Raw genomic sequence first — 22,764 nt, forward strand, 5'->3', positions numbered from 1 at the left:
ACGTTGCAATGCAACGTCTCTACTTTGATCCGGTTTGTTTGTTAGCTGAAGCGATTACAGCCCGTAGAAATCCTCATCTAAAATCTGCTCAACCGAAAAAGGACAAACCAGTGGATATTCACTTTCCTGTGGGACACGAACCCCAAATTTGGCTAGCTTACTTTCTTTTATCGCCAGCTTGCGACCATCAGGATAAGCTTTTTCTATTGCTTCTGGCAAAAAACTTTTGAGAGAAGGAGTATCTGACAAATTATTCAAAACTCGTTGACGATGTTCCAGTACCGAACTATACCAACTTCCTTTCATCATATCCGGTACATCATGTTGCACCATTAACTTGAGTAAATGCGTCAACAAAATAGTCAAATTGCTCTTTAAAGCATTTTTCTCAGCCTTACCCAAATCAACTAGCTCCTCAATCAAATGCTCAATATCGAGGGAATCAAATTCACGATTTTGTAACTGTTGAATCGTTTGCTCGATCCAAGATTGCAAATCGCGATCGTATAGGTTATTGGACATTCTTGAGATTAACTCCGGTTTGTTGCAATAATGTTTCTACATCATGAGCAAAAGGACAATTATTAGGAAATTTCGTTTCATATTCCTTACTCATATTTTTATAAGCATTTTGATAACATTCATCGCACATAGTTAAAAAATAATTACCTAGACTGGGGGAATCTCGCAGAATACGACTTAATTCCTGTTGTGTACAGCTAATGCTTGCTTCCCAACCGCCATAACACTCTGGTAAATTGACATAATTACGTTTTAAGGCGTGTTCAAATAAAGTTGTCAAACGACTTTCTAATTCTCGTCTATCTCTCCTCCCCAATCCTTCTATCTCTTCAATTAAGTTTTCCCAGTCTACATTGCTATATTCTTGGGATTTTAAGCTATTGACAGTCTGCTCAATCCATAATGCAAAGTCTATTGTATAAAGAGTTTTTACTGGTGATTGAGTCATAAAAAACTTGAGAATGCTTTAGCCATAGTTTAACCCAATGTTGAGAGACTCAACTTACGAGGAATGCTCCCGCAAAGCATAACCAACACCACGCACTGTATGAATTAGGCGACTCTCGTTATTTTCTTCCAATTTGAGGCGGAGGTAGCGAATATAGACCTCAATAATATTAGAATCACCCATGAAGTCGTAACCCCAAACTTTTTCGAGAATTTGCTCTCTAGTAAATACTTGTCGCGGATGACCAAGGAGATATTCTAGTAAATCAAATTCTTTTGCGGTTAGCTCAATTCCCCGTTTACCGCGAAATACTTCACGGGTGCGGCGATTTAAACTCAAGTCTTCAAACTGTAACACGTCTTGGTCTGTTTCTTGGGTGCGGCGGAGATGGGCGCGAATTCTGGCCAGGAGTTCTTCGATGCTGAAGGGTTTCACTACATAATCATCAGCTCCTGCATCTAATCCTGCCACGCGATCGCTTACTTCATCTTTGGCTGTCAACAAAATTACTGGCACTTTGTTACCTGTTGCACGCAAGCGACGACAAAGTTCTAAACCCGTGAGTCCTGGTAACATCCAGTCAAGAATGGCTAAATCTGGTGACGACTCCCGTGCTAAGGTCAAACCAGTAATACCGTCATGGGCTACGCTGACTTTGTAGCCTTCGCTACTCAGTTCCAATTCGACAAATCGCGCTAATTTGACTTCATCTTCAACTAACAGAATATTTGCTGTCATATAATTTGTGAGAATTAGCTAATTACTTTTGAATTCAGGCAACATTAAATAATGAAGATATTAAGAGGTAATTTATAAAGTAAACCTTAAATTTTCTGGTGCGTTATGGCAACGTTTAGCGCACTGAGAAACATGGTGCGTAAACAGTGAACAGTGAACAGTGAACAGTGTTTATTAACTGGTAACTGATAACTGGTAACTGATAACTGTTAACTGATTTGTAACACACCCTACCTTAATATTTACTTTATCAATAGGCTCTAAATGCTTGACGAGATAATCTCTTAAGAGGATGTTTGAAAAGTATCGTGCGTGACACCAAAATCTGAAAAACCTCACCCCTAACCCCTTCCCTAGTAGGGAAGGGGAACAAGAAAATAAGAGTTTCAAAGCCTCTCTCCGTTTCGGGGAGAGGTTTGGAGAGGGTTTTCTAGTATACTTTTCGACTTTTCAAACACCCTTTAAGATAACAGTTTCAGTTTTATCATTTTAACTATTGGCAATATATTGTTATATATAGGACTCATATTTGAGTTTTGTATGCGTAAGCGCAGGCTACGCATACAAAATTCAATACACCTTTATTCTTTCTTCCCAATCCCCAGTCCCCAGTCCCTAGTTCCTTACCTCTACGAGTGATTCAGCAATCAAATCGGATTACTATAGATGAGGATATTATCTAGAAAAATTCAGAATAATCTAATTTATTAATCAGCCTCTTTTCATAGTGATGAGTCAATCTATATCAATACAGGCAGTCGCAAAATGTCACAGCATTGATTCACTCACAAGCGAGAGTTAAGGATTAATTATGCAAAGATTAATTTGTGGTAGTTTATCTATTTTCATACTGACTACAGCATCTGCGGCAATAGCTGCACCTATAAATTATGCCCAGCTAGATGCGAAACCACCAGTTCAAACAGTAATCAACTATCAAGTTCCTCATATTACTGATTCTGGTGTCAGAAATAATACTCATTTCATTAGAGTCGCAGTTGTGGGAATGTCTCTACAAGACCTGATGATTTCTATACCTAGCCAAATGGAACGCTTTAATGGTGTGAGGATTAGAGATAAATTTGGTAAAGATATTGCAGCCCAAATAGATGTTGGCAAAGAAATTGTATCTATTAATTTTAATGAGCCTGTTAATCCAGGTGAGTCTGTAGAAGTGCTATTTACTGGTGTGAAAACAAGAGTACCACTAGAGAAGATCCTCCTCTATGGAGTCATGGCAAAAAGGGTGGGATTAGCTGGAGAAATCCCCGTGGGAACTGCTAGAATTGACCTCCCTGATAAAAATTAGGTGTTGTTATTTTTCCAAATAACCAGTCTTAAATACCCGACTTCATGGAGAATTCGGGTATTTGAATTTATTAATAGCAATTTATAGCGATCGCTAGGGTAAATATTTGAGTTGTTGGTGAATTTTTATTGGCTTAAATTAGCTGCACCAAAAGTAGCGTTAAACTTACGACACCAAATAGCTACAGATTTATATTCTGCTAAGTTAATGTTATTTGGGAGGGTATAAGTCTGAGTGCCACGATATTTTTTTAAGGGAGCAATAATTATATAGTCTCCCTTTTTTAAGGGATAAGCAGGTGGTTTAGTCGAAGCAATGACATTATCAGATCGATGCAAAACTATCACCAAATCAGGGCCAGATGCAGAAGTTTTAAATGTCTGCTCAAACTCTAATAATGATTTACCATTTTTGGTAATTAAACTAACTACTCCTTCAGTTGGATGTTCTCCAGAAATAAAATTCCCTGACTTGCTCATATTTGCCATAGCTAGAGATGTTGCCTGCCTTGATATTATGTTTGCAGGCTTATCTATAGCTACAGCCTTTTCCATTAACTGAGTATTTTGCAATTCCTGCACACAACTAATCATCACAAGAGAAGACAATCCCAGCATCAATATATGTCTTACTTTCATCGAGAATTATTCCTCAAGATATCAATCAGTAATCCAGCTTTTAACTTAAAGTCTTAAATGGATTATGGCTGGAATTATTAGATGAAAAATTATGCTTATCTAATGATTAATAGTTGAAAATATAAGATTTTCTTGAGAAATATCTCATGATTTTCTCAGCAAAATCTCAGTTTTCGCAATTATTCTGTAAACTTAGATTGCTTTAAGTAAAAATTTATAATTTCGTGGTAAATAAACCCGCATTTATCCATTAGAATAACCTCCAAATCAATAAATCCAAATATCTGCATTTATTGAGCAAAGCAGCCAAAGATTTAACTGTTAGCAATTATTTTGATTGATACACCATGCAACAGACATCCATAAGCAAAGCCAGTGATGAGGAAATGTTGTGGCAAAATCAACAGTTGCAGCGTGAGCGCCAAATCATAGTCCGGTTATCTTCGTTAAACTATCGAACTGGTGAACTGGGTAGCTATTTGCATAACATTGCTTGCGGAGTCAGTGAACTTATCGAAGTAGATTGGACAGTTGTTACTTTCTGCCAACAGGGGTTTGAAACTATCCTCGCAAGTAGTCTGGAAATGGGAGAAGATACCCCCCGTATCTATGCTTTGCATGGTTTGTTAATCGCTACAGTTATCCAAATTGGCCGGACATTAGCAGTTAAAGATGCTGTTGCTAATCCAGAGTACGGTAAACCTGCCCCTGGTTATCGAGCATATCTGGGGATACCTTTGCAAACAACTGATGGCGAAGTATTTGGCACTATTTGTTCTTTTCATCGCCAAGCACGGGAGTTTACCAAAGAAGAAATTCAAATTGTCGAATTATTTGGAGAACGAGCTGCAACTGCGATTGATCATTATCATCTTTATCAACAACAATGCCAATTTAATCAACTGCTAGAGGAAGAAGTTGCCAAACGAACAGCAGAATTGCAAGCAGCACAAGCTAAGTTAGTAGAACAAGAAAGATTAGCAGCAATTGGCGAATTTGCTGCCATGATTGTCCATGAGATTCGCAATCCTCTCACTACAATCATGATGGGATTAAAGTATTTTCAAAAAACAATTTTGAGTCAAGCGGCACAAGAGCGATTATCTCTAGCATTAGGTGAAGCGAGTCGTTTGCAGTCTTTATTGAGTGAAATTTTACTCTACGCCAAGCCGCAAGTTTTGCAACTGTGTGAATTAGAAGTGAATGAGTTTATTTGTGAGTTGCTGGTGTCAATTAGCGAAATGCCAGAAGCCATAGGACGACAGATTGATTTTATCCCTACGTCATCTGCGGTAAAAATCTTGGGGGATCGAAATAAGTTGAAACAAGTGTTTATTAATCTTGTTCGTAATGCTTGTGAGGCGATCGCTATAGGTGATATTGTCAGATGGGAAGTAGATAATTCATCTTCAACCCAAGTATGTATTAATATCTGCAATGGTGGAGAGCCGATTCCCCCAGAAGTATTATCAAAGTTGTCTCAGCCATTCTTCTCCACAAAGCTTAATGGTACAGGTTTAGGACTGGCTATCACTAAACGCATTGTCAATGCTCATAATGGGGAATTATCTATTCAGTCAAATCCAATGACAGGTACTCTAGTCAGTGTCAAGTTAATTCGTAATTTGTAATACCCTACGGGAAGGCTTGCGCCTACGTAATTCGTAATACTCGCCAAAGGCGAGAAGCAAGCTACGTAATACCCTACGGGTACTCCAAAGGAGAACTCGGAGAGTTGCAATAAAATTGTAGGTTGGGTAGAGGCTTTATGTAACCCAAAATTCTGATCTCTGTTGGGTTTCACTTCTTTCAACTCAACCTACGCCTAATGAACTACTTTAGGCTTGCCACACCAGTAGGGTATTTTGAATTTTGAATTGTCAACCCCTCTATTGAGCTAACTTTTCCCTTCTGCCTCTACTCTGATATCTTGTCAGCAAACCTAAACTCAATAAACTTACTAAAGTGAATTTACCTAGATTAGATTCAGGCACTTGGGTAACAGCACGTGCAACCACTTGTCCGCCAGTGATAAACCGAAAAGGAAAACAGTTCCAACATTCAATCCCTTTAGCCCCAAACAAAGGGATCAGATTAGATGGAAGATTAGAGCTATCTAATGAAATTGTACCTCCAGCATCAGTTAAGAGTGTCAAGAAAGGCAACCGCAGTTGACGTTGCCGCGAACCATTTGTATCAAAATCGGATAGTTCATTACTTGACAGTTCAAGGGATGGAATGGAAGGTGAGTAGCTGGGATTACTAGATGTAGGATTGTAAGTAAAAGCTGTGAGATTGGGTGTGTCTCCTCCACTAACGCTGATATTCCAATTCGTGTAAACACCTGTTGTTGCATCGTAATCAAATGTTCCTGTAGCCGTTCCTCCATCACTAAAGGTGACATTTTGTAATGTCCAAGTCAGCGACGCGGCAAATGCTGACTTAGGTGTAATTCCTAACAATACAGATGCAGTAGTAGCAGCAGCTAGGTATGGAACCAAATATTTTGGTTTTAATTTCATAAATTTCTTTACTTGTTAAGTAAATATTCTAGCCAACACGCAAAATAATACACTTACTCTCAGCAAGAATACAATTACTTCTGAAATAAATTTATGAAATTTTTAACAAAACCCTTGCTATTTCTTTATCCTCGATCGCTAGGCTTTTAAGACAGCTACTAAATTTGATACTACATTCTATGGTTACCATCTATTACCGATATCCTTGCCAAGGAACTACCTCTAATTTGCCACTAGGCTGAAAAACAACCTGGAAGTGAGCAAGAGGTTCTTTATTGGTGGTGGCTGTGTTGGAACCATCTTGAAACATTTTGGGTAGGGGTGTTTCGCGGAAATAGTCAAAGGCGACTTGGTTTAAAGGTTCGTAGTCAGCGATTACACCATCTTTATTGATGGCGACTCGATACTTTAAATCTTTATTAAAGGTGGGAGTCCCAGACCAATTTTGCCGGACTGTATCATAAAGCTTCTTGTTTAAAGCTTTGACAGTATTTGTATCGGTGATTTTTGTGCCAACTACCTCTGGAGTTCTGGCATATCCCCGCCAAGGACTAACTTCCAAAACACCTGCATTAGTAAAGACTACTTTAAATTGGGCGATGGGTTCATTGGCAATGGGCGGACGTTTGGCAGGACTATAAAGCAGGTTGGGTAGAGGGGTTAAATCGATGTCTTTGTTTGATCCTTGGTTAACTGCTTTGTAACCGACAATTGCCCCATCAGCTGCTACACCAAGACGATAAACCAAATCCTGTTTGATGGCTTGACGATTATCCCAGGCAGGATCGATTTGGTTCCAAACTTGCCGATTTAAAGAACGCAGCTGTGAAGGATCAGTAATTTCACTAACTGTATTTAAAAGCGCTTCTATATCTTTGAGAGGGGGTTTTGTTGTGGCTGTGGGGGTGGGTGTCGCCGATGCGATGGGTGTTGTCGCTGGGGTGGTGGGTGTGGGTGTGGCGGGAGCAGGACTAGTTGTGGGTGTGGCGTTAGAACTAGTTTGCCCCTCTGGTTGGGGTTGTGGTGGACGCATTTCTGGTGCAGGAATTAAGCTAAAGGCGATCGCTGCTATAGCTAAACTAGAAACACCAATACTTGCGGGTACTGCTTGCTTGAGTACTGCTTGACTTGCACCACCATAACGTCTCGTCACTGGTTGTAATTCCAGTGATAGCTCTGGTAAAGTCTGGGTATCAGCGAAAAACTGATCTACAGCTTCTACCAAATCAAACAATTGGACTGTGTTCAAATCTATTTGAATAGGTTGTTTATTATAGTTAGCATTTGTATTAAATTCTTCTGGCGCATTTTCCGAATGTACAATTAATCTGTAGCGGTTAGACTCAATTTTTTGTAATTCTACTAACTCGGAATCTTGGTTATGAGCTTGGGGGTTGGGTACGTTGCTCAAAAATTCTTGAGCATAACCACTAACAGCCCTAACTAAACTTTCAAAAAATTCTCTTCCTCCCACCAGAGGCTGAGTATGTCCAGATAAATAACATTCGGCATTGACTAATATCGATAACTCTGGACGCAGTTCTTGCAAGTGTGCAGATCGGCTAGCATCACTTAAACCTTCTAAGAGTAACGTACAATTAGGTAGACTGTACTTTCGTTGAATATTCATTCCACTTCACCGTCAAAAAGACTGATCCAAAATCGCTGCATTCCAGCTGTGCCAGTACAAAATAATAACTGTCCTAAAAGATTTATCGCCAATTCATCTAATTTTTCATCAGAATTTAAGGCTAAAGCACCAAATCGGCGGGCATTCATTCTACTTTTAAAATGCGCTCTAAATCTTTCTAGATAATTAGAGAGGCGTAAATTCTGTTCTAAGGGAATCTGCTTGTCATTCATTTGTTGACAAATCATCAGCATTTGGCGAATTACTACTGTTAAACGCCGGGCGATGTAACAAGCGATTACAACTAGAGCTTTGGCTTCCATCACCGTCAGAGGGCGACGAGTATGGGCGCGCCGAATGGGGTTAGAACTCCGCATTCGCCACAAATTTACCCGATCTTTGACAATTCCTTTCAAGTCTAACTCTTGGGCAAAAGTCAAGATAGCTTCCGAACCACCTAGTTCTAGAGCCTCAATCGCTAATAAGATTAAGTCGATTTGCACTCTAGTTCTAGCTGGACATCCTTGTCCGGCGATCGCTGGATCTGGTAAAGTGTCCAAAATCATCGGCAGTGATGGAGGTGTGGGACTGTTTAACGGCGTTAAGCTTGCAGAAACATTCATTCTCTAAAATACCTTGTGCATTTTCAATAGACGAGATGAAACTAGTAAAACTAAATTTAAGATAGATAGCCAGTTAACAAGCTTAAACTTCCAGCAGTAATAAGACTATTTGATATACACATTACTTCACTTGTTCCACTCTCAGGCTAGTTTATCCGTGAATTGTACTTTTTAGGGCATTATTTTACTCTCCTATTTTGTGGGTATGAATCCATCTTTAGCTTGGTGTAGATTCTCTGCATCGTCAATGGATGACGAAACAGTAGCGATTAATCCAAGCGTATGACATTATAGTGTACGATTTTTCAGAGAGATGGGGAGTGAGTAAGTGAGTGCTGTTAGCGGTAGCGGGGCGTTTAGCCCGTGCTGAGTGGTCATTAATTATTCTCCTCTGCTCCTCTGCTCCTCTGCTCCTCTGCTCCTCTGCTCCTCTGCTCCTCTGCTCTTCAATCCCCAATTCCCAACACTATGGATTTAAAATCTCTCATTCGTGACATCCCTGATTTTCCTAAGCCCGGAATTTTATTTCGGGATATCACTACTTTACTGCGCGATCGCCAAGGTTTGCGCTACACTATTGACTTTTTTACCCAAAAATGTATAGAGGCGAATCTAGAGGTAGATTATGTTGTGGGGATGGAGTCACGAGGCTTCATTTTTGGTACGCCTTTAGCTTATAAGTTAGATGTTGGTTTTATTCCTGTGCGGAAAAAAGGCAAGTTACCAGCAGCAGTTCACTCCATTGAATATCAATTAGAGTACGGTACTGACTGCTTGGAAGTGCATCAAGACGCACTCACTCCCGGTAGTAGGGTCTTAATTGTAGACGATTTGATTGCCACCGGTGGGACTGCTAGCGCTACAGCCAAATTAGTCCAGCAGATTGGCTGTGAATTAACGGGGTTTGGGTTTATCATCGAGCTACGGGATTTACAAGGACGCAAACATCTACCCGATGTACCGATTATTTCCCTCATAGAATATTAGTCAAAAGTCCAGAGTCAAAAGTCAAAAGTCCAGAGTTTCATGTATTGACTATTGACTATTGACCATTGACCATTGACTATTGACCATTGACCATTGACTAAAACTATGACATCCACAAAATTTTCTAGGGAGACAGGTTGGGATTGGTTGGTTCGGCTAGTCACCAGCGAGACTTTTATTTATGTGGTGAAGCGGACATTGCAGGCGCTATTGACCTTGTTTTTAGCATCAGCGTTGTCGTTTTTCATCATCAAATTATCCCCAGGAGATTATGTAGATACGCTGCGACAAAACCCGAAAATTTCCCCAGAACGAATTGAGGAAATTAGGAGACAGTTTGGTTTAGATAAGACTTGGTTGGAACAGTTTTGGTTATGGCTGTCGCGGATTATTACTAAAGGAGATTTTGGTACAAGTTTTGTTTATCAGCGTTCAGTGGGTTCTCTGTTGTGGGAAAGAATCCCAGCAACTTTAATTTTAGCGATCGCCTCTCTGATCGTAACATGGGCGATCGCTATTCCTCTAGGTATTGTGGCGGCTGTCAAGCAAAACCGGGCCACCGACAGGATTTTACAAGTTATTAGCTACACCGCACAAGGTTTCCCCAGTTTCATTACAGTTCTATTTCTACTAGTAATAGCTCAAGTCACCTCACCTCTGTTTCCTGTAGGCGGTATGACTAGCATCGATCACGCTGATTTATCTTGGTTTGGTAAAATTATCGATGTCGGCTGGCATATGATTTTACCCACCATTGCCTTGAGTATCACTAGTTTTGCTGGCTTACAGCGTATCACTCGCGGAGAATTATTAGATGTGTTACGCCAAGATTACATCCAAACAGCACGTGCTAAAGGACTCCCAGAAAATCGCGTCATTTACGTCCACGCTCTCCGCAACGCTATTAACCCCTTAATTACTCTGTTAGGATTTGAGTTAGCAGGTTTATTAGGTGGTGCATTCATCGCAGAACAATTCTTCAATTGGCCTGGTTTAGGCAGATTAACCTTACAAGCCGTCATCGCTAAAGACCAGTATTTAGTTATGGCTAGTCTAGTCATGAGTGCCGTATTACTCAATGTCGGCAATCTACTGGCAGACCTATTACTCAAGGTAGCCGATCCACGCATTCGTTTAGATTCATAATTCGTAATACTCCCCACTCAGCACTCACTACTCAGCACTCCCCACTCAGCACTCAGCACGGGCTAAACGCCCCGCTACCGCTAACAGCACTCACTACTCAGCACTCACTACTCCCCCTCTCATGCTCTCACAAGTCCACTACCTCATACGTTCTAAAGCAGATGGTCGTTATTTGACAGCACGTCCTCATGAGGAAACAACAGGGTATTTATTACTATTTCGAGAAAATTTTGATGCTTTAAGCTATCTCAATACCCATGCCGCAGACGTGGCAAATCGCTTTACCATAGAATCAATTCCTGGTACACAATTGAGTAGCTTACTCCAACGCTGGGGTTTTATTGGTGTGGCAATTGTGACAGATCCCTTAATACCCTCTGTAGAGTTTTTACAGCATAATTAAGCAAAATAAACTGAGGATGAAATCTAGACACTCACAAACTTGCCAGCCTTTCCCCTGTCACCTATCCCCTGTCCCCTGTTATACTATGTCTCCTATTGCCTGATGTGCAATTTTTGTGGGGAGTGGTAAAAAACCAGTATGACAGAAGTTATCAGCACGCAAAGCGTTAATCTCGCTGCTATTGCCGAGAAATTTACCTTGCAAGGTCAAGTTACCCATGTTCAAGCTTTTGGTAGTGGCAATATCAACGATACATTCTTGGTGACTCTTGATTGTGCCACAGAAAAGTATTTTGTTCTGCAACGCATCAACACCCAGGTATTTCGTCAGCCCCAACTGATTATGCAGAATATGCGTACCTACACAGATCATGTGCATCAGCGCTTGCAACATACTCCTGTTAACCGTCGCTGGGAAGTACCACGAGTTTTATCAACTGAAGATGGTCAAGACTATTGTATAGATACTGGTGGTGACTTTTGGCGAGCAATTAGCTTTATTGAGGGTTCCCAGTCTTTTGATACTATGCAAGATTTAGCACAAGCCCAAGAAATCGGCTTTGCTTTGGGGATGTTCCACAATCTTATCAGTGACTTACCACCGGCAAAACTTGCCGATACTTTGACGGGTTTTCATATTACACCGCTTTATCTACAGCACTATCAAGAAGTGTTAGGTAAAACTAGAGTGCAATCATCTCCAGAATTAAATTATTGCTTGCAGTTTGTGAGCGATCGCACTACTTTTGCCCCTATTCTAGAAGATGCCAAAGCTAAGGGTACGCTGCCCTTACGGTTGATGCACGGCGATCCGAAAATTAATAATGTTATGTTTGATACTGCAACTCACCAAGCCGTGAGCGTGATTGATCTCGATACTGTGAAGCCAGGATTAGTACATTACGATATTGGGGATTGTTTGCGATCGGGTTGTAACCCTGCTGGAGAGGAAACAGAACACTGGCAAAGCGTCTATTTTGATACAGATTTATGTCAGGGAATTCTCCAGGGTTATCTCTCGGTAGCTCAGGCATTTCTCACGGAGAATGACTACGCATATATGTATGATGCCATTCGCCTGATTGCTTTTGAATTAGGACTGCGATTTTTTGCTGACTATGTAGCTGGCAATGTCTACTTTAAAGTCAAATATCCAGAACATAACTTATATCGGGCGCTGGTTCAGTTTAAACTCACTGAGAGTATCGAATCTCAAGAACTCCAGATTCGCCGCATCATCCAGGATATGCAATGAAACAGCAGACTTTTGCTTTACAACCCTTTTCCCCTACCGCGTCTGATTTAAAAATTACGGGGAATATTACTCGAAATCATCAGCAACTTGCCATCAAATACAATCTTGTTGGCAACTTGCAAGACATCATTATTTCTCCACCGTCAGCTACACCAACTCGCCAACACGAACTTTGGCAAGATACCTGTTTTGAATTTTTCTTAGGTATCAAAAATACACAAAAATATTGGGAATTTAACCTTTCCCCTGGGGGACATTGGAATATCTACCGCTTTGATAGCTATCGTCAAGGGATGCAAGAGGAAACAGCTTGGACAACACTACCCTTTAGCGTTGTCCAACAGGTAGATAATTTAATTCTGGAGATAAGTATCGATTTAAGTGAAATTATCGCCGTTGAACAAACATTGGATGTGGCAATTACTACTGTAATTAAGCACCAAGAAAACCAAGTAAGTTACTGGGCTTTGGTTCACAAAGGTGTAGAAGCTGATTTTCATCTGCGAGAGAGTTTTTTAATTGAGTTGTAACAGTTAATCATGCTCACCTTCTTTTCTGTTACCTATTCCCCACTCTCTGCTGACTAATAGGTATTGGAACGGCTAGTGATTAAATTCCACAAAAATATAGCCACTATAGCCCCGATGATAGCGATAATTATACCAGGAATACTCAAGCTTGCGGCTGTTAATTGTAATCTTCCTGTCTCTAAAAGGACAACTATAGTTCCACCAATTAAAGCACCAATGATGCCTAAAATCATAGTCGCCAAAATACCACCACCTTGACGACCAGGATAAATAGCTTTAGCGATCGCTCCAGCTATCAGACCAAGCACAATCCAAGCAATAATATTCATAATTTAACTAAGTAAAAGACTTACCTGTAATTTATGAATTTTTCTCAATTTTTCCTTCTACCAGAAGAGATAGGTATAAAATCTAGGTTGCTATAGGACTCATATTTGATTTCTAAAAATTACGTAGTGGCGTGGCAAAGCTAAATTTGTATATTAGGTGTAGGTTGGGTTGACGTAAGGAAACCCAACACCAAGATATCGGTTAAGCTTTCAATATCTATGTTGGGTTGTGCTGCGCTTAACCCAAACTACATCTCTGATACAAAATCAACATTGTAGCAAGTGTCGTCGGGGTTCCGCCCATTGTGGCAAGTGGCGTGCGACTTCTAGTCGCCCACTCTTATTCAATTTCTAATGATTGAATCATTTTTTCAGCTATTGGCAAAAACTTATCATAATCTTCTACATTTGCTGTGTAGGTAATGACGTATGCCTTATCATTTTTTAAAGTCCAAATTTGCAAATTTTTTACACTCACATCTCCATTTTTGCCAGTGTAAACTAATTGATAAGCTTGTTTATTAGCCATAGTTGCTGTAGTGGTGCTGATCACATTAGCATCTGTGAGAGTATTCTTAATTTCCTTAATAAATAAATCTTTGGACTCATCTAATGTACCAGCAAAATCACCAACATTAACTGTCAGCTTTTCTGTAAATTTATCAGCATCATTTTCTTTAGGTGATAAAAATGTCACTAATTCTTGAGTGAAAACATTTTCGATATCTTGTCTTTGCCAATTTTGAGGATATCTGAGTTTTATCCCCTTACTAGAATTTTCATAATTTAAGAAATTATCTTTGGGAGCGATCGCCTGAAATATCAGCAGACTTAGAGGTATAATTAGAGCAATAATTCCCACGCCAATCAAAGTTTTCCAGGGCAGAGGTTTGGGTGATAGACGTTGGATTGCTTGCAAAGCTTCATCAGCAGACTGGTAGCGCTGACGGAAATCATAGCGCACCATTTTATCGATAATATTGGCTAATTTAGGGCTAACTGGTGCTTGATTTCGCCAATCAATTTCTCCTGTATTAGGGTGTCGTGGTAGTCCTTGACTGCCAAAATTGGGAAAATTAATTCCCGTCAACGCTTGAATACCAATAATTCCCACTGCATAGATATCACTGCTGAGTTTCGGTACTTGATTTGCTTGTTCACTCGGCATATAACCGGGAGTACCAATAGCTACAGTTAAATTTGTTTCTCCTTGAACATTAGTGCGTTGGGCGCTGATTTGTTTAACTGCACCAAAGTCAATTAATACTATTTTGCCATCAGATTTTCTCCGGCGAATATTGGCAGGTTTGATATCTCGGTGAATCACATTTTGCTGATGAACAAATGATAAAACTTCTAAAATTTCTTTGAGAAGTTTGATCACTTCAGTTTCCGGAAGTGGATCTGTCACAGGTGGTAATTCTTGACTCAGATCATGCCCGACAATTAATTCCTGAACTAAATAAAATTCTTGATTTTCGGAAAAATGCGCTAAAAGTTGGGGAATTTGGTTATGGGTTCCCAACCTTTCTAAAGTCGCTGCTTCTAGGTGAAATAAACGTTTAGCTTCTCGTAAAGTGTATTCATCGTTAGAGAGTGGTTTAAAATGCTTAACAACACATTGCGGATTTCCTGGTCGTTGGGTATCTTGAGCTATGAAAGTCGTACTAAAACCCCCTCCCCCCAACTGAGTGAGAATTTGGTAGCGTCCACCTACTGTTTTACCCAGCATTAAATTTACCATTTCTCCTAAAAGTAATTACTTACTAATTTGTTAATCTTGATTCTCACACACAATTTAACTGGCTATACTTTACCAAATTATGAAAAAATACTACTTACTTTGAGGATTTACGTAAAGTCATATGTGTTTGGCATTCTTTGTCAATGGTCAATAGTCGAAACTCCAAAATACTTACTTGGTATTTTTATTATCTTATACGAGTCAACAATATACAAATTAGCTTATGAGTCTTAGTCTGTGCATGATCGTCAAAAACGAAGAAAAAATGCTACCAAAATGTCTTGCTAGTGTGCAGAATGTGGTGGATGAAATGGTAGTCTTAGATACAGGCTCCAGCGATCGCACTCCCCAAATCGCTACACAATTCGGTGCTAAAGTGTATGATTTTGTCTGGTGTAATGACTTTAGTGCTGCCCGCAATGCGGCGTTAAAATATGTTACTGGCGATTGGGTTTTAGTTTTAGATGCGGATGAGACTCTCACAAGTGCAATTGTGCCACATCTGAGAAATGCGATCGCCAGAGAAGAATATTTGTTAGTCAATCTGGTACGCCAAGAGGTAGGTGCAGAACAATCCCCCTATTCTCTGGTTTCTCGCCTATTTCGCCACCATCCAGAGATACGGTTTGAGCGTCCTTATCACGCTTTGGTAGATGATAGCGTGACTGTCATTTTAGAGAAAGAGCCTGAGTGGCAAATTGGTTATTTACCAGAGGTAGCGATTCTCCATGCAGGTTATCAAAAAAGTGCGATCGCTCAAAATAACAAATATGCCAAAGCTCAAGCGACAATGGAGACATTCTTGGCAACTCATCCCCATGACCCTTATGTTTGCAGTAAGTTGGGGGCTTTGTATGTGGAAGTCGGTAAAATCGACAAAGGGATGGAGTTGTTAAAACGGGGAATTGCAGCTTGTGAGGATAATTATGAGATTCTCTACGAACTCAATTATCATTTAGCGATCGCTTATAGTAAGTTAAAAAATATCCCTCCAGCGATTAATCATTATCAAGCTGCTATTAAGTTACCAATTTACCCCATGCTCAAATTAGGAGCATACAACAATTTAGGCAACTTACTCAAAACAACCGCAGATTTAACCGGAGCAAAAAAAGCTTATGAAACGGCTTTGAAAATTGATCCCAACTTTGCTACAGGACATTACAATTTAGGGATGATCTGCAAAGCATTAGGTTTATTTACAGATGCGATCGCCTGTTATCAAAAAGCGATTAAATTAAAGCCCAACTATGCAGAAGCTTATCAAAATTTAGGCGTAGTCCAGCTAAAAGTTGGTAATACCCAAGCGAGTATCACAGCTTTTAAAAATGCCATTATTCTCCATGAACAAAACAACCCCCAAGAGGCGAATAGATTGCGTCAAGGCTTACGAGAAATGGGGTTAGTATGAATCGATGCAAAATTCGTCTTGAAAAGTTTGCTCAACGCGGGAAACCCGCGCACGCAACTTTCCGCAAAATTAAAGACAGTAAATATTCAAGTAGGGGAGGCAAAAAGCGGCGTGGATATTCCTCCCGCTTTATTGCCGTTGTGTTACTGCTGTGTAAGGATTGGGGAGTTTAAGAGAGTAAGAATTAGCCGCAGGTCACCACATTTCTCGGTGCATTGTAGCGATCATACTGAGGTACAGTCTCAGCTATGATTTCTAGCTTTGAGCCTCTAGCTCCAAATTTACCTCACTAAAGCGCAAAACGCTATAAAATGATTTTTGTTAAAAATTGTAAAGTATTCCGGCAAGTTCAAAGCTTTTTGGGTAGCTATATAACCATTATAAAAAATGGTGAAATATCCTATTTAAGTAGGACTCAAAATCAGAATTTATACGGTTATAAATTCATTTAAAAGTATTTAAAGTAGTATCTTAATCGATAGATATATCTTGATGATTGAGTCTTGAAGCACAGCTATCTGCACTTCGGAAGTAAAAGGCTAAATATTTTAGTGTGTTCCTCGTTGGTCTAGTCTTTTTACTTTCGATATAAGTCTGCTATGGATCAAGACATCATTAGTAGAGCATATTGATGAGTTTACTAGTCAATATGACAAGGCTTGCTAATTGGGGTGGCTAGTTTGGGTTTACAAAAGGCTGACTTGTTCATAAATATTTGAGTATAACCCACCCGTTCTGATGATAACAAACATATTTAATGAATTTAAAACTTGTACTCAGCTGCAATATAATGGGCAACTAAATCTTATCAGTCCCAATCAACATCAATGGACTTTTTACTATCGCTTAGGTAGGATAGCTTGGGCAACAGGTGGAACCCATCCTTTCCGGCGTTGGCGTAGGCTAATGGCACAACATTGTCCCCAAATTGATGTAGATAAAATGCAGCTACGTCAGCAAGATATTTCCACTAATTATTGGGATTATCGTCTCCTAGAAATTTTGTATAAAAAGCAGAAAATTCAACGAGAACAAATTCATGCTTTTGTCGAAAGTAGCATTACAGAACTGTTATTTGACCTAGCACAGCAAAGTAACTTTCATACCATCATGGGTGAACGTAGCCAAAAAGTTATTTTAGAAACACCTATGAGTTTCACGAGTGCCGATTTATCTATCAAACAGATGCTAGACTCGTGGACAAATTGGTCAGAAGCGGGATTGACGAACATTTTTCCTGATTTTGCACCAGTGATTCGCCGAACAGAACAACTCCAACAACAGGTAAGTCCATCTATCTACAAAAATTTCGTCACTTTAATTAATGGCAAATCCACACTGCGAGATTTAGCTGTGAAAATGAGACAGAATGTTTTGCCTGTTTCCCGTTCTTTACTTCCCTATGTTCTCAAAGGAATTATTGAATTAGTGGAACTACCTGATTTACCTTTAATTGTCACAGAAAATGCCAATAACCCTATCTCTACACAGCCAAAAAAATCAAAAGCACCACTAATTGCTTGTGTAGATGATAGCCCACAGGTTTGTAAATCTCTAGAGGATATTATTACCTCAAATGGCATGAGATTTATCAAAATTCAAGACCCTATCCAAGCTTTACCCATTCTCATTCAAGAAAAACCAGACTTGATTTTTTTAGATTTAATCATGCCAGTTGCTAGTGGTTACGAAATCTGTACTCAACTGCGACGCATTTCTGCTTTTGCTAACACACCAGTGATTATCTTAACGGGTAATGATGGTCTTTTAGATAGAGTTCGTGCCAAGGTGGTAGGTTCTACAGACTTTCTGACAAAACCTGTAGCAGCCGATAAGGTCATGAGTGTAGTGCGTAGGTATTTACCTGTACAAACTCCACTACCAATGAAAACTGGGTCACGTTTAGAAGTTTGTCATTAGCAATTTTTGCCATATATGGACTAAATACAAAGTTGCTTCCATCACTAATTAACTTTAGAAATGTCCTGCTTTCCTGCACACCAAACTCGAAAAATATCAAGGATACGTATTTTTTATCAGCCAGATTAAAAGCAAAATATCAAAATGATAACACAATAAAACTCTCCTAATTTCTGAATAGAAAACACTTTCATTTTGCAAATAAGTAGACAAATATCTTACAGGGAATTACCATGAATACCGCATTAGTGATTGAAGATGGCTTAACTGATCGCGAAATTTTAAGTCGTTACTTACAACAAGCAGGCTATGCCGTAATTAGTGCCACCAGTAGTGAAGAAGCCCAAGCCAAACTAGATAAAACCAAGCCAGATTTAATATTTCTGGATGTGATTTTACCAGGGAAAAGTGGCTTTGAAATTTGCCGAGAATTGAAAAACGATCCCAAAACTAGCAATATTCCTGTCGTTTTCTGTTCTACCAAAAACAGTGATGTCGATAAAATCTGGGGCGATATGTTAGGTGCAGAAGGTTATTTATCTAAACCAATTGATCTGGAAGAATTAACTTTGACTCTCAGAAAACTAGGTAAATAACTACGAAATTCATCAAAGGGTAAAAATTTGGACAATCAACAAAAGTTTTTAAGTTTTAATTTGGGAGTAAAAGACTCAGCTGTAATTTCTCTCCAGCAGATTACAGAAGTGTTGCAAATATCTCTAGGGGATATATGTTGTGTACCGCAAATGCCAACCCATGTATTAGGTGTCTATAACTGGCGGGGTGAAATGTTGTGGTTAGTAGATTTAGAAGAGATGTTGGGTTATCCATCACTGTCACAATCAGCCAATTTATTAACCAAAATTATGGCAATTGTCATAGAGAATGAGGGCAAGTATTTAGGGTTAATAGTGCGGCAGATGATGGATATTGAGCTTTTAGATTATCACCAAATGAAAGCACCATCTGTAGAATTATTTTCTGCGGGAATTTCTCCTTTTTTGCAAGGATATTTTCTAGGCAATGATGAGAAAATGATGTTTAATTTAGATGCTGGAATCATAATTAATTCTCCCATATTATCTCACCATAAATAATAGCACTAATCGGCAGATATTTGCTAAATGTATAATCGTGAATTTTCCGTTATTACATCAAGATTATTGAGGTTTATCAAATGACGATCGCATATCACAATAGCAATGAAAATGAGCTAGTCGCTACAGTTACACCATTAGATAATCAACAAGATACTAAAAATCTCAGCAATAAATCTCATCACACAAATTCAGAAACAAGTGCGATCGCTCAAGAATTTAAACTCTGGCGGCAACAATTGCAAGATATCACAACTCAGATAGGGCAAGCAGTAGATAGAGATGCAGTTTTAAAAATTACTGTTGCGAAAATCAGAGAAAAAATATCGAGTGATCGAGCCTTAATTTATCAGTTTAATTCTTCAGAATCGGGTACTGTTTTAGCAGAATCCCGTACTCTCGGTTGGACACCTACTTTGGGAGAAATTCTGCCAGGGATTACGTTTGGCTTACATACAAATCAAGATTATGTAGAACCCATATCTATTGATGATGTCACTCAGATCCAACTCTCTCCTTATCAAAAACAACTCCTAGATAAATTCCAAATCCAAGCTAGTTTAAGTTTACCAATTGTCATAGCAGGTAAAGTCTGGGGATTATTAGTAGTACATAGTTGTGCTAATGCTAGACAGTGGCAAGAAATAGAAATTACGCTACTTTCACAAGTTGCTACAGAATTAACCTACAGATTACGAAACTTTGAATTTCAACAAGAATTGCAATTACAGACACAAGCTAAAAAATCCGTTGCGAAAGTCATCGATAAAATTTTACGAGTGTCTGATATCGATAAAATCTTCCAAACCACTACTCAAGAAGTCCGCCAATTACTAAAATGCGATCGCGTCGCTGTTTACCGCTTTCATCCTGACTGGAGTGGCGAGTTTGTCGCTGAATCTGTCGGTCATGGTTGGGTAAAATTGGTAGGTGCTGGAGTCAAAACTGTTTGGGAAGATACTCATTTACAAGAAACCCAAGGTGGACGTTATCGCCATCAAGAAAGTTTTGTCGTCAATGATATCTATAAAGCCGGGCATTTCCCCTGTCATGTGGAGATTTTAGAACAGTTTGAAGTCAAAGCATACATGATTGTACCTGTATTTGCTGGGGAACAATTGTGGGGTTTATTTGCAGCTTATCAAAATTCTGGCACTCGTGATTGGCAAGAGTGGGAACTGAACTTTTTAAATCAGATTGGCTTGCAATTTGGTGTAGCTATTGCTCATGCAGAATATCTCGCACAAATGCGCGTACAATCTGAACAACTGATTCATATTGCTGAACAAGAAAAAGCTTTTACAAAAATCGTCAATCGTATCCGTCAAGCCGCAGATGTTGATACTATTTTTAGAACTACGACTCAAGAAGTGAGACAATCATTAAGATGCGATCGCGTGGCTGTTTATCGCTTCAATTCAGACTGGGGTGGTGAGTTTGTCGCTGAATCAGTGGGTCAAGGTTGGACAAAACTAGTAGGGCCGGATATTAGAACCGTCTTGGATGATACCTATCTACAAGAAACCAAAGGTGGACGCTATGTTAGAGGGGAAAACTTTGTTGTTAATGACATTTATCAAATAGGTTTAGCTTCCTGTCATCTCGAAATTCTCGAACAATTTGCAGCCAGAGCTTATATTATTGTCCCGATATTTTTTGGTGAACAATTATGGGGTTTACTTGCAGCCTATCAAAACTCTAGTTCCCGCGAATGGCAACCTTGGGAAGTCAACTTTTTAACACAGATTGCCCTGCAATTTAGTCTAGCAAAATCTCAGTTAGACTATCTCGAACAAGTGCGAGTAAAATCTGAAAAAATTGCCCAAATAGCTGAACAAGAAAAATCTTTTACGAAGATAGTTACCCGCGTCCGCCAAGCCTCAGATTTAGCAGAAATTTTCAAGATTACCACTCAAGAAGTTAGGCAGTTATTGAGATGCGATCGCGTCGCTATTTATCGCTTTCACCCTAACTGGAGTGGAGAATTTATCGCTGAATCAGTGGGTAATCATTGGGTCAAACTAGTAGGTCTAGATATCAAAACTGTCTGGGAAGATACCCATCTCCAAGAAACTCAAGGGGGACGATATGCTAAAGGTGAAAACTTTGTTGTTAATGATATTTATCAAGCCGGACATTTCCCCTGTCATTTAGAAATTTTAGAACAATTTGAAGTCAAAGCTTATGTGATAGTTCCCATCTTTTTTGGTGAAAAACTCTGGGGATTATTAGCGGCTTATCAAAACTCTAGTACTCGTGATTGGGAAGAATCCCAAGTCAACTTATTAGCCCGGATTGGTGACCAGTTGGGGTTAGCATTACAACAGACAGAATATCTGCAAAAACTGCAAACCCAATCAGCACAGCTAGCAGAAGCCGCCGGACGGGAAAAAGCTGCCAAAGAATTACTGCAACAGCGTTCTATTCAACTCCTTATGGCGCTTAGACCAGCCCTAGACGGCGATTTGACAGTACGTGCGCCCATCACCGAAGACGAACTAGGCACAATTGCCGATGCTTACAATAATACCCTGCAAGCCTTGCGGCAAATTGTCTTGCAAGTCCAAGGTGCAGCCCAACAAGTCGCCCAAACTTCCAATGATAGTAATGCTTCACTCGCTGGACTCAATAACCTAGCCAAACAACAATCAGAAGAAATTACCACAGCTTTAAGTGAGATTCAACGGATGGTAGATTCCACTCAAGCTGTCGTCACTAGCGCCCAATTGGTACAAGTAGCAGTCCAACAAGCCAACCAAACAGTCGAGTCTGGTGACGCAGCGATGAACCTAACCGTCCAAGCTATCCAAGCAATTCGAGAAACTGTTGCTCAAACTAGCAAAAAAATTAAACGTCTCAGTGAATCTTCCCAGAAAATCTCCAAAGTGGTGAACTTAATTAGTACCTTTGCCACACAAACAAACGTCCTTGCGTTAAACGCAGCCATCGAAGCCACCCGCGCAGGTGAATACGGTAAAGGCTTTGCAGTTGTCGCTGATGAAGTTCGTTCTTTGTCTCGCCAATCAGCCGCAGCCACAATTGAAATTGAAAAATTAGTCCAGGAGATTCAAGAAGAAACTGGAGAGGTAGCAGTAGCGATGGAAACAGGAATTCAGCAGGTAGTAGAAGGAACAAATTTTGTCAATGAAACTCGGCAAAACTTAAATGCAATTGTGTCTGCAACTGCCGAAATTAGTCAACTAATTCAACGCATCACTGACGCTACTCAAAAACAAATGGGGCAATCTGTATCAGTCACAAATTCTATGCAAGATGTAGCAGAAATTGCCCACAAAACTTTTGCTGAATCGCAAGATATCGCTACTGTCTTCCAAGATTTATCAGGTATGGCTCAAGAATTACTCACAACTGCCAGTAAATTCAAAGTGGATGAATAAATAAAATTAGGGAGTAGGGAATAGGGGAAAAGGACAAGGGGATAAGGAGACAAGGAGAGAATTATACCCGGATTTCTAGACTTATTAAACTGAGGTTTTCTCTTTGTCCAAAGAT

The 22,764-nt window shown here is 39.6% G+C and carries 21 protein-coding genes; 12 read left to right on the forward strand and 9 right to left on the reverse strand.

What is annotated here, in order from left to right:
* Positions 1-54 precede the first annotated feature (54 nt).
* The 3 genes from FD725_RS09530 to FD725_RS09540 are packed head-to-tail and all read right to left on the reverse strand — an operon-like array spanning position 55 to position 1,708.
* The gene (locus FD725_RS09530; RefSeq protein WP_179047903.1) at positions 55-522 is read right to left on the reverse strand and encodes a DUF29 domain-containing protein; all 468 of its coding nucleotides are present in this window, start codon (positions 520-522) and stop codon (positions 55-57) included.
* Positions 512-970, reverse strand: coding sequence for a DUF29 domain-containing protein (locus FD725_RS09535; RefSeq protein WP_179047904.1), 459 nt, complete (start codon positions 968-970; stop codon positions 512-514). The genes FD725_RS09530 and FD725_RS09535 overlap by 11 nt, the downstream gene beginning before the upstream one ends.
* Positions 971-1,024: 54 nt before the next feature.
* The gene (locus FD725_RS09540) at positions 1,025-1,708 is read right to left on the reverse strand and encodes a response regulator transcription factor (RefSeq protein ID WP_179047905.1); all 684 of its coding nucleotides are present in this window, start codon (positions 1,706-1,708) and stop codon (positions 1,025-1,027) included.
* Positions 1,709-2,519: 811 nt separating this feature from the next.
* On the opposite strand from FD725_RS09540, the gene FD725_RS09545 reads away from it, so the two are divergent.
* Positions 2,520-3,017 (forward strand): hypothetical protein, encoded by a 498-nt coding sequence (locus FD725_RS09545; protein ID WP_179047906.1) that lies wholly within the window; start codon positions 2,520-2,522, stop codon positions 3,015-3,017.
* Positions 3,018-3,142: 125 nt separating this feature from the next.
* Here the strand turns inward: FD725_RS09545 and FD725_RS09550 are convergent, their stop codons facing one another.
* A complete protein-coding gene (locus FD725_RS09550; RefSeq protein ID WP_179047907.1) occupies positions 3,143-3,655 on the reverse strand; it encodes a DM13 domain-containing protein in 513 nt (170 codons plus the stop codon).
* A gap of 347 nt (positions 3,656-4,002) precedes the next feature.
* Between FD725_RS09550 and FD725_RS09555 the strand changes: the two genes are divergently transcribed.
* Positions 4,003-5,286 (forward strand): GAF domain-containing sensor histidine kinase, encoded by a 1,284-nt coding sequence (locus FD725_RS09555; protein ID WP_256871883.1) that lies wholly within the window; start codon positions 4,003-4,005, stop codon positions 5,284-5,286.
* A 258-nt stretch (positions 5,287-5,544) separates the two neighbouring features.
* Here FD725_RS09555 and FD725_RS09560 read toward each other — a convergent pair whose 3' ends face one another.
* The 3 genes from FD725_RS09560 to FD725_RS09570 form a co-directional block, all read right to left on the reverse strand.
* Positions 5,545-6,177 (reverse strand): hypothetical protein, encoded by a 633-nt coding sequence (locus FD725_RS09560; RefSeq protein WP_179047908.1) that lies wholly within the window; start codon positions 6,175-6,177, stop codon positions 5,545-5,547.
* 193 nt (positions 6,178-6,370) lie between these two features.
* A complete protein-coding gene (locus FD725_RS09565; RefSeq protein WP_179047909.1) occupies positions 6,371-7,807 on the reverse strand; it encodes a DUF4335 domain-containing protein in 1,437 nt (478 codons plus the stop codon).
* The gene (locus FD725_RS09570; protein WP_179047910.1) at positions 7,804-8,430 is read right to left on the reverse strand and encodes a DUF3038 domain-containing protein; all 627 of its coding nucleotides are present in this window, start codon (positions 8,428-8,430) and stop codon (positions 7,804-7,806) included. The genes FD725_RS09565 and FD725_RS09570 overlap by 4 nt, the downstream gene beginning before the upstream one ends.
* Before the next feature lie 468 nt (positions 8,431-8,898).
* On the opposite strand from FD725_RS09570, the gene FD725_RS09575 reads away from it, so the two are divergent.
* The 5 genes from FD725_RS09575 to FD725_RS09595 all read left to right on the forward strand — a co-directional run bounded on the left by FD725_RS09575 (position 8,899) and on the right by FD725_RS09595 (position 12,750).
* On the forward strand, positions 8,899-9,417 hold the full coding sequence (locus FD725_RS09575) for an adenine phosphoribosyltransferase (RefSeq protein ID WP_179047911.1): 519 nt from the start codon (positions 8,899-8,901) through the stop codon (positions 9,415-9,417).
* A 105-nt stretch (positions 9,418-9,522) separates the two neighbouring features.
* A complete protein-coding gene (locus FD725_RS09580; RefSeq protein WP_179051489.1) occupies positions 9,523-10,563 on the forward strand; it encodes an ABC transporter permease in 1,041 nt (346 codons plus the stop codon).
* A gap of 121 nt (positions 10,564-10,684) precedes the next feature.
* Positions 10,685-10,966: a hypothetical protein gene (locus FD725_RS09585; protein WP_179047912.1), complete on the forward strand. Its 282-nt coding sequence runs from the start codon at positions 10,685-10,687 to the stop codon at positions 10,964-10,966.
* Between the two features lie 138 nt (positions 10,967-11,104).
* Entirely contained in the window at positions 11,105-12,220 is a 1,116-nt protein-coding gene (locus tag FD725_RS09590) for a phosphotransferase enzyme family protein (protein WP_179047913.1), read from the forward strand.
* The gene (locus tag FD725_RS09595) at positions 12,217-12,750 is read left to right on the forward strand and encodes a DOMON-like domain-containing protein (protein WP_179047914.1); all 534 of its coding nucleotides are present in this window, start codon (positions 12,217-12,219) and stop codon (positions 12,748-12,750) included. The genes FD725_RS09590 and FD725_RS09595 overlap by 4 nt, the downstream gene beginning before the upstream one ends.
* Before the next feature lie 53 nt (positions 12,751-12,803).
* On the opposite strand, the gene FD725_RS09600 is transcribed toward FD725_RS09595, so the two are convergent.
* Positions 12,804-13,079, reverse strand: a complete 276-nt coding sequence (locus FD725_RS09600) for a GlsB/YeaQ/YmgE family stress response membrane protein (RefSeq protein WP_179047915.1) — start codon at positions 13,077-13,079, stop codon at positions 12,804-12,806.
* A gap of 340 nt (positions 13,080-13,419) precedes the next feature.
* The gene (locus FD725_RS09605; protein ID WP_179051490.1) at positions 13,420-14,811 is read right to left on the reverse strand and encodes a serine/threonine-protein kinase; all 1,392 of its coding nucleotides are present in this window, start codon (positions 14,809-14,811) and stop codon (positions 13,420-13,422) included.
* Positions 14,812-15,046: 235 nt separating this feature from the next.
* On the opposite strand from FD725_RS09605, the gene FD725_RS09610 reads away from it, so the two are divergent.
* From FD725_RS09610 to FD725_RS09630, 5 genes are all read left to right on the forward strand, one after another.
* A complete protein-coding gene (locus tag FD725_RS09610) occupies positions 15,047-16,234 on the forward strand; it encodes a tetratricopeptide repeat protein (RefSeq protein ID WP_179047916.1) in 1,188 nt (395 codons plus the stop codon).
* Between the two features lie 738 nt (positions 16,235-16,972).
* The gene (locus tag FD725_RS09615; protein ID WP_179047917.1) at positions 16,973-18,154 is read left to right on the forward strand and encodes a response regulator; all 1,182 of its coding nucleotides are present in this window, start codon (positions 16,973-16,975) and stop codon (positions 18,152-18,154) included.
* A 233-nt stretch (positions 18,155-18,387) separates the two neighbouring features.
* Entirely contained in the window at positions 18,388-18,750 is a 363-nt protein-coding gene (locus FD725_RS09620; protein ID WP_179047918.1) for a response regulator transcription factor, read from the forward strand.
* Between the two features lie 27 nt (positions 18,751-18,777).
* The gene (locus FD725_RS09625; protein ID WP_179047919.1) at positions 18,778-19,251 is read left to right on the forward strand and encodes a chemotaxis protein CheW; all 474 of its coding nucleotides are present in this window, start codon (positions 18,778-18,780) and stop codon (positions 19,249-19,251) included.
* 80 nt (positions 19,252-19,331) lie between these two features.
* Positions 19,332-22,649, forward strand: coding sequence for a GAF domain-containing protein (locus FD725_RS09630; RefSeq protein ID WP_179047920.1), 3,318 nt, complete (start codon positions 19,332-19,334; stop codon positions 22,647-22,649).
* Positions 22,650-22,764: the final 115 nt, after the last annotated feature.

The organism is Nostoc sp. TCL26-01 (genome assembly GCF_013393945.1).
Lineage (GTDB): Bacteria > Cyanobacteriota > Cyanobacteriia > Cyanobacteriales > Nostocaceae > Trichormus.

Bases quoted from the DNA above. Each gene is read 5' to 3' on its own strand.
- FD725_RS09530 (WP_179047903.1), bottom strand. From the start codon at position 522: ATGTCCAATAACCTATACGATCGCGATTTGCAATCTTGGATCGAGCAA.
- FD725_RS09535 (WP_179047904.1), bottom strand. From the start codon at position 970: ATGACTCAATCACCAGTAAAAACTCTTTATACAATAGACTTTGCATTA.
- FD725_RS09540 (WP_179047905.1), bottom strand. From the start codon at position 1,708: ATGACAGCAAATATTCTGTTAGTTGAAGATGAAGTCAAATTAGCGCGA.
- FD725_RS09545 (WP_179047906.1), top strand. From the start codon at position 2,520: ATGCAAAGATTAATTTGTGGTAGTTTATCTATTTTCATACTGACTACA.
- FD725_RS09550 (WP_179047907.1), bottom strand. From the start codon at position 3,655: ATGAAAGTAAGACATATATTGATGCTGGGATTGTCTTCTCTTGTGATG.
- FD725_RS09555 (WP_256871883.1), top strand. From the start codon at position 4,003: ATGCAACAGACATCCATAAGCAAAGCCAGTGATGAGGAAATGTTGTGG.
- FD725_RS09560 (WP_179047908.1), bottom strand. From the start codon at position 6,177: ATGAAATTAAAACCAAAATATTTGGTTCCATACCTAGCTGCTGCTACT.
- FD725_RS09565 (WP_179047909.1), bottom strand. From the start codon at position 7,807: ATGAATATTCAACGAAAGTACAGTCTACCTAATTGTACGTTACTCTTA.
- FD725_RS09570 (WP_179047910.1), bottom strand. From the start codon at position 8,430: ATGAATGTTTCTGCAAGCTTAACGCCGTTAAACAGTCCCACACCTCCA.
- FD725_RS09575 (WP_179047911.1), top strand. From the start codon at position 8,899: ATGGATTTAAAATCTCTCATTCGTGACATCCCTGATTTTCCTAAGCCC.
- FD725_RS09580 (WP_179051489.1), top strand. From the start codon at position 9,523: ATGACATCCACAAAATTTTCTAGGGAGACAGGTTGGGATTGGTTGGTT.
- FD725_RS09585 (WP_179047912.1), top strand. From the start codon at position 10,685: ATGCTCTCACAAGTCCACTACCTCATACGTTCTAAAGCAGATGGTCGT.
- FD725_RS09590 (WP_179047913.1), top strand. From the start codon at position 11,105: ATGACAGAAGTTATCAGCACGCAAAGCGTTAATCTCGCTGCTATTGCC.
- FD725_RS09595 (WP_179047914.1), top strand. From the start codon at position 12,217: ATGAAACAGCAGACTTTTGCTTTACAACCCTTTTCCCCTACCGCGTCT.
- FD725_RS09600 (WP_179047915.1), bottom strand. From the start codon at position 13,079: ATGAATATTATTGCTTGGATTGTGCTTGGTCTGATAGCTGGAGCGATC.
- FD725_RS09605 (WP_179051490.1), bottom strand. From the start codon at position 14,811: ATGCTGGGTAAAACAGTAGGTGGACGCTACCAAATTCTCACTCAGTTG.
- FD725_RS09610 (WP_179047916.1), top strand. From the start codon at position 15,047: ATGAGTCTTAGTCTGTGCATGATCGTCAAAAACGAAGAAAAAATGCTA.
- FD725_RS09615 (WP_179047917.1), top strand. From the start codon at position 16,973: ATGATAACAAACATATTTAATGAATTTAAAACTTGTACTCAGCTGCAA.
- FD725_RS09620 (WP_179047918.1), top strand. From the start codon at position 18,388: ATGAATACCGCATTAGTGATTGAAGATGGCTTAACTGATCGCGAAATT.
- FD725_RS09630 (WP_179047920.1), top strand. From the start codon at position 19,332: ATGACGATCGCATATCACAATAGCAATGAAAATGAGCTAGTCGCTACA.